This is a genomic window from Xanthomonas sp. SHU 308 (genome assembly GCF_000364645.1).
Taxonomy (GTDB): Bacteria; Pseudomonadota; Gammaproteobacteria; order Xanthomonadales; family Xanthomonadaceae; genus Xanthomonas_A; species Xanthomonas_A sontii.
Genome location: NZ_AQOK01000168.1, coordinates 1 through 8,435, shown reverse-complemented (window position 1 = coordinate 8,435; position 8,435 = coordinate 1). Strand labels below are relative to the sequence as shown.

Annotated in this window: 9 protein-coding genes and 1 pseudogene; 9 read left to right on the top strand and 1 reads right to left on the bottom strand. The window is 70.4% G+C overall.

Annotated features, from left to right (window positions below):
- A partial coding sequence (locus D588_RS0106900; protein WP_026143460.1) for a penicillin acylase family protein occupies window positions 1-732 on the bottom strand: 732 nt, incomplete at its 3' end.
- 191 nt (window positions 733-923) lie between these two features.
- On the opposite strand from D588_RS0106900, the gene bfr reads away from it, so the two are divergent.
- The 9 genes and pseudogenes from bfr to D588_RS0106860 form a co-directional block, all read left to right on the top strand.
- On the top strand, window positions 924-1,415 hold the full coding sequence (bfr, locus tag D588_RS0106895; protein ID WP_026143459.1) for a bacterioferritin: 492 nt from the start codon (window positions 924-926) through the stop codon (window positions 1,413-1,415).
- Window positions 1,416-1,579: 164 nt separating this feature from the next.
- On the top strand, window positions 1,580-1,924 hold the full coding sequence (locus tag D588_RS27755; RefSeq protein ID WP_157836437.1) for a hypothetical protein: 345 nt from the start codon (window positions 1,580-1,582) through the stop codon (window positions 1,922-1,924).
- 74 nt (window positions 1,925-1,998) lie between these two features.
- Entirely contained in the window at window positions 1,999-2,424 is a 426-nt protein-coding gene (locus tag D588_RS0106890) for a DUF2147 domain-containing protein (protein WP_017915460.1), read from the top strand.
- A gap of 116 nt (window positions 2,425-2,540) precedes the next feature.
- Window positions 2,541-3,434, top strand: coding sequence for a TorF family putative porin (locus tag D588_RS0106885; protein ID WP_017915459.1), 894 nt, complete (start codon window positions 2,541-2,543; stop codon window positions 3,432-3,434).
- 3 nt (window positions 3,435-3,437) lie between these two features.
- Window positions 3,438-5,081 carry an FGGY-family carbohydrate kinase gene (locus D588_RS0106880; protein ID WP_017915458.1) on the top strand — a complete coding sequence of 548 codons (1,644 nt, stop codon included), beginning with the start codon at window positions 3,438-3,440 and terminating at the stop codon, window positions 5,079-5,081.
- Window positions 5,068-5,709: a class II aldolase/adducin family protein gene (locus tag D588_RS0106875; RefSeq protein ID WP_017915457.1), complete on the top strand. Its 642-nt coding sequence runs from the start codon at window positions 5,068-5,070 to the stop codon at window positions 5,707-5,709. Before D588_RS0106880 ends, D588_RS0106875 begins: the two co-directional genes overlap by 14 nt.
- Window positions 5,710-5,758: 49 nt before the next feature.
- The gene (locus D588_RS0106870; protein ID WP_017915456.1) at window positions 5,759-7,207 is read left to right on the top strand and encodes an aminotransferase class III-fold pyridoxal phosphate-dependent enzyme; all 1,449 of its coding nucleotides are present in this window, start codon (window positions 5,759-5,761) and stop codon (window positions 7,205-7,207) included.
- A gap of 3 nt (window positions 7,208-7,210) precedes the next feature.
- Complete coding sequence (locus tag D588_RS0106865; protein ID WP_017915455.1) at window positions 7,211-7,849, top strand: hypothetical protein; 639 nt, start codon at window positions 7,211-7,213, stop codon at window positions 7,847-7,849.
- A gap of 84 nt (window positions 7,850-7,933) precedes the next feature.
- Window positions 7,934-8,435: pseudogene (locus D588_RS0106860) on the top strand (MFS transporter); the annotation flags it as partial.

The following is an 8,435-nucleotide window of genomic DNA, read 5'->3' as shown; positions in this document are numbered from 1 at the left end:
GGGGGCGGGCGCGCCCGCCAGGCGGCGCAGATCGACCTGATCGGCGGAGGGCAGCGCCGCGTCGCCGCGCACGCTGCCGTCCAGTGTCGCGTCCCAACTGCTGCCCTCGTGGCGCAGCAGGGCGTACAGCGGCGCCGGCAAGCGCTGCTGCAGGCGATACAGGGCCAGCTTGCGCTCGAGTTGCTTGCCCTGCAGGTCGAAGTACATCGCCTGGCCGGCCAGCGCCGAATCCACCGGCTGCCAGTCGCGTGGTGCGGCGAACAGCATCAGGTAAGGCCACGGCCGTATCCGCAACGCATGCAGGCCCTGGTTGACGCCGGCGCTGTAGGCCTGCAAGGCCGCCGCGTGCTGGCCGGCGAACGCGGCCAGTTGCGCGCTGCTGCGCGCGCGCAGGCGATGCGCCCGCCGTGCCTTGTCCACGTCCAGCGCGTGCGGACCGACCAGCTCGGACAGTTCGCCGGCGGCGGCGCGGCGCAGCAGGTCCATTTCGAAGAAGCGTTCCTGTGCGTGCACGTAGCCGAGCGCGCGCATCGCATCGGCCTCGTCGGCGGCATCGATGGTGACCACGCCCAGCGCGTCGCGCTGGATGCTTGCCGGTGCGCGCAGGCCTTGTAGCGGGGCCTTGCCGTCGAGCGTGGCCAGGCTGCCGCGCAGCAGCAGCCAGATGCCCAGCGCCACGGCCGCCGTCAGCAGCAGCGTCCCCAGCAGCAGGCGTTTCCATCGACCGCGCATCGTCTCTCTCCGGTGGGCAAGTCTCCGATTCTAGACACGACTGCGTGTCGTTCCCGCGTAGGCGCGGCGCGCTGTGCGCGGGGTCACGCATCGCGGATGTGCGAGTCGGGATGTGAATGATTCCGATTGGAACGCGGCGCGGCGGCATCGGGCACTATGGCGCCCTCAGTCGACCCCACGGAGCCCGCCCCATGAAGGGACACCCCGACGTTGTGCAATGCCTCAAGGAGCTGCTGCGCGGCGAACTGGCCGCGCGCGACCAGTATTTCATCCACTCGCGGCGTTACGAGGACCAGGGCCTGCTGGCGCTGTACGAACGCATCAACCACGAGATGGAAGAGGAGACCGAGCACGCCGATGCGCTGCTGCGGCGCATCCTGTTCCTGGAGGGCGACCCGGACATGCGCCCGCATGCCTTCGAACCCGGGCGCACGGTCGAGGAGATGCTGGAGAAGGATCTGAAGGTCGAGTACGAAGTGCGCGCCAACCTGGCCGCGGGCATGAAGCTGTGCGAGCAGCATGGCGACTACGTCAGCCGCGACGTGCTGCTGGCGCAGCTGCGCGACACCGAGGAAGACCATGCCTGGTGGCTGGAACAGCAGCTCGGCCTGATCAAGCGCATCGGCATGGCGCTGTACCAGACCTCGAAGATCGACGGGCACGTGTCCGGCAAGGACGCCTGATCCGTCCGTGCGCCTCCCGCTTGCGGGAGGCGCCGATGCACTGAGCGGGACCCATCCCCGCCACCGCGGCCGTGCCATCGCCGGCCGCTTCTGACCCGCCGATCGTGCCGGTCGCCACAACTCTCGCTGGCCCGCGCCGGCGCTGCCGACCCTCGCGGGCGACAGTGCGCATCGCGGTGTCGCGGCGGTTGCTGCTGCAGCAAGGCCGTAGCGACTGCCGACACGCCTTCTGCCCTTCTCGTTTCCTGACGCCGCCGATCGGGTTCGGCCGCGCGCGGCCGCGTCGCTGGATGGCGTGGCTGGCGCATTCGCTCGGTTCGCAGTGCGACGCCATGGCGATCGGGCGAGCCGATCTGTCGTCGCCGTCCTCGCCGATGGCTGTTGCAATGCCGCAAAAATCGGCCGTCGCACGCATGTCGCTGCACATGCGAAACCTTGAAATCCAGGCGTTTGCGCGCCTCGCCACGTCCGTGGCGAACGCCGCGCGGGCAATGCTTGCAAAACGGTAGTGATCGCTATACGGTAGTTTTAACTACTTAATTGCGCGATGGCGAGGGGGCGTTCGATGCAGGCGAGTCCGGGAATGAAGCGGTACGGCGTGGTCGGTGTGGTGGTCGCGGGATGGCTGCTGGCGACCGCGACGGCATGTGCGGCGCCGGCCGCGGCGCAGGGCTTGTGGCTGACCGCGGCCAAGGATGCTGTGGTGGAGTTCGCGCCGTGCGCGGATGCGGCCACCGCCTTGTGCGGACGCATCGTCTGGGACAAGGACGCCGGCACCGCCACCGATACCTGCGGCGTGCAGATCGCGCGTCTGGGGCGCGAGGACGGCGATACCTGGCGCGACGGCTGGGCCTTCGATCCGCGCAGCGGCAAGCGCTACAAGGCCACGCTGCGCGCCAGCGGCAAGGCGCTGGACCTGCGCGCCTTCGTCGGGGTGGAAGTGCTCGGCGAGACCGAACGCTTCACCCGCGTGCAGGCGCTGCCCAGCACGCCGGTCTGCGCCAAGTAATCACCCGCCGCGCGCGCGACGCGCCGGCACCCTCGACGTGCGGGGCCCGCGACGGCCGCCGCGCGTCCCACCTTCCTTAGCGAACAGGGGAGATTGAGATGACTGCAGTCCGCTTCATGGCGACCCTCGCGGGCGCACTGGCCCTGCACGGCGCGTGCTGTGCCCAGGCGCAGGCCCAGCAGGCCGACGCCGATGGCATGGTCAACTACGAGTTCCAGAACCAGATCAAGCTGATGAGCGAGCAGCGCACGCGCGGCGTGTCCGACTCGCTGATGCGCCCATCGCTGAAGTGGACCACCCAGTTCGTGCACGCCAGTGGTTTCGTCGCGCTGCTGGAGGTGGCCAAGGTCAGCAAGAAGCAGTTCCTCGATGGCGACGGGCTGGGCATCACCGCGGCGGCCGGCTACCGTTTCGGCAATCCCGATGCCTGGCATGCCGGCGTCGGCCTGGCCACCGAGCGCTTCCCCGGCGCCAGCTTCCTGGCCCCGCACCGGATCGACCTGGAGACAGGAACGCCCGAGGACATCCGCCGCATCGACTACGACAGCAATTTCGGCGTGCTCGAACTCGGCTACGGCGCGGTCGAGGGCCGCCTGCTGTACGTGTTCTCCAAGACCTACCGCGGTGCCGATACCGGCGGCGTGTGCGCGCAGATCCTGCAGTTCGCCGCCGACCCGACGACGGCGCTGCGCTGCTTCGCCCGTGGCGAGCACGACTCGCGTGGCACCTTGCTGGGCGATCTCAACTACCAGACGCCGCTGCTGCCGTCGGTATTGCCGTCGACCACGCTGCGCCTGCACGCCGGCTACCAGAAGCTGCGCAATTTCAGCGAGGGCAGCTTCGCCGACTACCAGATCGGCGTCACCCACAAGCGTTGGGGCCTGGACTGGAACCTGGACTGGGTCAGCACCCGGGTCAATGCGCACGAGCTGTACTGGGTGCAGGACGGCGCGCGCATCCGCAAGACCGATGGCGACACCCTGGTGGCCTCGATCGGCTACACGTTCTGACCGATGCGCAGCGAACTGCTCGATGCCGACCGGGGCGGCGACCAGCCACTGGTGCTGGCGGTGGACCTGGGAACCTCCGGCTGCAAGTGCGCGCTGGTCACCCTGGATGGCCAGGTGATCGCCTGGGCCTTCGAACCGGTGCCGCTGCACGTGCATGGCGTCTGCGCCGAGCAGGATCCGCGCGACTGGTGGAACGCGTTGCTGGTCACCGCGGCGGCGGTGCTGCAAGGCGGCGAGGCGTTGCGCCGGCGGGTGACCGCGGTGTGCTGCTCGACCCAGGGCGAGTGCACCGTGTGCGTGGACCGCGACGGCCGCGCGCTGGGCAACGCCATGCTGTGGCTGGACATGCGCGGGCAGGCGGCGATCGCGCGGCGCCTGCGCGGTCGTTGGCTCAACGTGCGCGGCTATGCGCCGCTGAAGCTGCTGCGCTGGCTGCGCCTGAGCGGCGGCGCGCCGGCCGGCAGCGGCAAGGATTGCGCCGGCCATATCGCCTACCTGCGCGACCACGAGCCGCTGCGCTACCAGCGCACGCACAAGTTCCTCAACGCGCTGGACTATCTCAACCTGCGCCTGACCGGGCGCTTCTGCGCCACCGCCGATTCGGTGCTCACCACCTGGGTCACCGACAACCGCGACCCGATGCGCATCCGCTACGACGACGGCCTGCTGCGGCTGCTCGGCATCGAGCGCGACAAGCTGCCGGATCTGGTGGCCTCGACCGAGGTGCTGGGGCCGCTGCTGCCGCAGGTGGCGGCGCAGCTGGGGCTGTCGCCGCAGACCCGGGTGATCGCCGGCGCCATCGACAACTCGGCGGTGGCGGTGGCCGCGGCGGTCGAGGACTACGCCGCACATCTGTATCTGGGCACCTCGTCGTGGCTTGGCGCGCACGTGCCGCGGATGAAGACCGACGTGTTCAGCAACATCGCCGCGGTGCCGTGCGCAGTCAGCGGGCGCTACCTGGCCACGGCGCTGCAGTCCACCGCCGGCGCCAACCTGTCGTTCCTGCGCGACCGCATCCTGTTCCATCCCGACGAACTGCTGCGCGACGAAGAACGCCCGGACGTGTACGAGGTGCTCAACGTCATCGCCGCGCGCGTGCCGGCCGGCGCCAACGGGCTGGTGTACATGCCGTGGCTGTTCGGCGAGCGCACCCCGGTCGAGGACCACAGCCTGCGTGCCGGCTTGGTCAACCTGTCGCTGATGCACACCCGCGAGGACATCATCCGCGCCTTCATGGAAGGGGTGGCGTTGAACACGCGCTGGATGATGGAACCGTTCGCGCGTCTGCTCGGTCGCGATCCGGGCGTGATCGCCGCGGTCGGCGGCGGCGCGCAGTCGGACCTGTGGTGCCAGATCATCGCCGACGTCAGCGGCCAGCCGATCCGGCAACTGCACAATCCGATCCAGGCCAATGCGATCGGCGCCACCTTCATCGCCGGCGTCGGCCTGGGCCGGCTGCGCTTCGCCGACCTGCCGGCGCTGCAACGCGCGCGCAGGGTATACGAACCGTCGCCACGCACCCGCGCGCTGTACGACGACCGCTATGCGATGTTCCGCGAATTGCAGCGCACCCTGGCGCCGATCTACCGGCGCATGAATCCCCTTCCCGAATGCGTGCCGGAGGTTCCCCAGCATGTTTGCCCATGAACAACGCGGGCGCGTGGTCGCGCTGTGCGTGGAGTTGTCGCGGCGCGGCTACCTGGCCGGCACCGGCGGCAACGTCGCGCTGCGCCTGGATGCCGAACGCTTCGTGGTGACGCCGTCGGCCATCGATTACCAGGCGATGCGCGCCGAGGACATCTGCGTGGTGCGCCTGGCCGACCTGCGGCAACTGGATGGTGCCGCCACGCCGTCGGTGGAGACCGGCCTGCATGCGCAGGTGCTGCGCCGCCGGCCCGATGTGGCCTGCAGCATCCACACCCATCAGCCGGTGGCCAGCGCCTGCGCGCTGCTCGGCGCGGCGCTGCCGGTCGAGGATCCGGCGTTGCAGGCAACGATCGGTGCGCGTGTGCCGATGGTCGGTTATTTCCCGTCCGGCACCGGGCTGTTGGCCTGGCTGCTGGCGCGGCAACTGCGCCCGTCGAGCAACGCCTACCTGATGCGCAACCACGGCGTGCTGTGCTGCGGCCGCAGCCTGGAACAGGCGGTGGCCGCGGTGGATGCGCTGGAGCGGGTGGCGCGCGATCACCTGGCGCGCCGCATCGAACGCCGCGCGTTGCACGACGCCGGCCTGGCCGCGCCGTTGCGCGCCGTCCTTACCGCACTGGAGGCCTGACCCCATGCACGCGCTTTCCGTTTCCGTTCCCCCGAGCCCGGCACCAACCATGAGCCAGACCCCCGCCATTTCGCAGTGGCCCGATGTGGACCAGCTGTACGCACGCTTCCATGCTTTGGTGAACCAGCCGATGCGGCCGATCGGCGCCGCCGGCATGGCCAAGGTGATGCGCTATTTCGACGCGCGCTGCCAGGGCTCCAGGCGCCTGGGCGAGGCGGCCAAGCAGGTGATCCCCGGCGGCGTGCAGCACAACCTGGCGTTCAACCATCCGTTCCCGCTGGCCATGCACAGCGCCGAGGGCGCGTACCTGACCGACGTGGACGGCAACCGCTACATCGACTTCCTGCAGGCCGGCGGCCCGACCCTGCTCGGATCCAATCCGCCGGAACTGCGCGAGCACGTGCAGGCGGTACTGGACCAGTGCGGTCCGGTGACCGGCCTGCTGCACGCGTACGAGGTCAAGCTGGCCGAACTGGTCTGCGCCAGCATGCCGGCGGTGGAGATGCTGCGCCTGCTCGGCTCCGGCACCGAGGCGGTGATGGGCGCGGTGCGCCTGGCTCGCACCCACACCCGCAAGAAATGGATCATCAAGATCGGCGGCGCCTACCACGGCTGGAGCGACCAGCTGGTGTACGGCATGCGCCTGCCGGGCACCGGGCGCATGGAGGCGATCGGCATCCCGCGCGGCGCCACCGCCTACACCCAGGAATGCCATCCCAACGATCTGGAGGCATTGCGGCGCAAGCTGCAGTTCAATCGCCTGCGCGGCGGTACCGCGGCGGTGCTGCTGGAACCGCTGGGGCCGGAGAGCGGCACGCGGCCGGTGCATCACGACTACAACCGGCAGGTGCGCAAGTTGTGCGACGAGTTCGGCGCGCTGCTGATCTTCGACGAAGTGGTCACCGGCTTCCGGCTCGGCCCGGGCGGCGCGCAGGGCTACTTCGGGGTCCTGCCGGACATCACCGTGCTCGGCAAGTGCCTGGCCGGCGGCTATCCGATGGCCGGCGCGATCGGTGGCCGCCGCGAGGTGATGATGAGCCTGGTCGGCGGCATCGGCACCACCGCGCGGCGCGCCTTCGTCGGCGGCACGCTGTCGGCCAATCCGCTGTCCTGCGTGGCCGGTTACCACGCCTTGCTGGAAGCGCAGCGCAGCGACGCCGCCGGCCAGGCCGGCCGCGCCGGCGATCGCCTGCGGCAGGGCCTGGAGGCGATCATCCGCCGTCTCGGCCTGCCGTACGTGGTCTACAACATGGGCTCGATCGTGCACCTGCAGACCTCCGGCGTGCTGCTGCTGGACACCGGCAACCTGTACAAGCTGTGGCGCGTGCGCAACGAAGCCAAGGAGCGCAAGCACATGATGGAGGAGATGGGCGCGGCGTATTCGGCGCACGGGCTGATCACCCTGGCCGGCAGCCGCATCTACACCAGCCGCGCCGATACCGATGCGGTGGTCGACGAGGCGCTGAACCGCTTCGACGACGTGTTCAAGCTGGTGTAGCGCATGCCCACCGTCCCGCAGATCGAAGCGCTCTGGCTGCACACCCGCGAGCGGCTCGTGGCCAAGCGTCTGCTCGGCGACGACGCGGCAGCGCTGGCGCTGCGCTGTCCGGGCAGCACGGCGATGTGCTGTGGCGCGCTCGAGGCGGAGCGGCCGCAGTGGCTGGACTGGCGCGACCCGGCGCTGCCGGCCGCGGCGCAGGTGCACGCGCAGGTGTACGCGCGGCGTCCGGATGTCGGCGCCAGCGCCTGGTCGGCCGGTGTGTTCGGCCACCTTCTGGCCAATGTCGGCGGCGTGCTGCCGCAGGTGTTCGACGAACAGGCGCGGCACATCGGGCCGATGCCGGCGCCGTTTCCTGCGCTCGACGCGTTGGCGACGGCCGCGCCGGGCAGCGGCAGCGTCCTGCTGTTCGGCGGACGCCCGCTGTGTCTTGGCATCACCGCGCAGCGGCTGGCATTGAACGTGGAGTTGTTCGAGAAATGCGCCAAGGCCTATGTGCTTGCCGCGGCCACCGGCGGGCAGGTGCGGGCGCTGCCCTGGTGGGTGCGGCGCATCGCCAACGGGCGGCTGCGCAAGGACCAGATGCGGGCTGCCGCGGCCTTCGCCGCGGGCGAACTGCCGGCCGAAAGCAAAGGCTACTGAGGGGCCATCGCGATGACCGCCACGCCATCCCCGTCTTCCCTCGCATCAACCGCCGTCCACGCGACACGTCCGCTCGCCGCGGCCTTGTCGATCGGCGCCATCGCGCTGCTGATCCTCGGCGTGCAGCCGATCGTGCTCGGCGCACTGGTCGAGCAGCACCTGATCACGCTGCCCGGCGTGGGCGTGGTGGCGATGGGCGAGATCATCGCCCTGGGCATCGGTGTGGCATTGGGCGATGCGCTGCTGCCGGTGTCCTGGCAGCGTGCCACGGCGGTCGTGGCGGCGTTGCTGGCCGCGGCGCTGAACCTGGCCACGGTGCAGGCGCAGGGCGATGCGGCGTTCGTCGCGCTGCGTGCGGCCGCCGGCCTGGCCGAGGGCCTATTGGTCTGGGTGGCAACGGTCAGCATCGTGCGCGCGGCAACCCCGGACCGGGTCACCGCGGTGTTCATGGTGCTGCAGGCGCTGGCGCAGATCGCGCTGGCGGCGGCGCTGGCGCTGTGGGTGTTGCCGGCGGCCGGCTGGAAGGGCGGTTTCGTGGCCATGGCCGCGACCTGCATGCTGGTGCTGCCGCTGGCGGCGGCCCTGC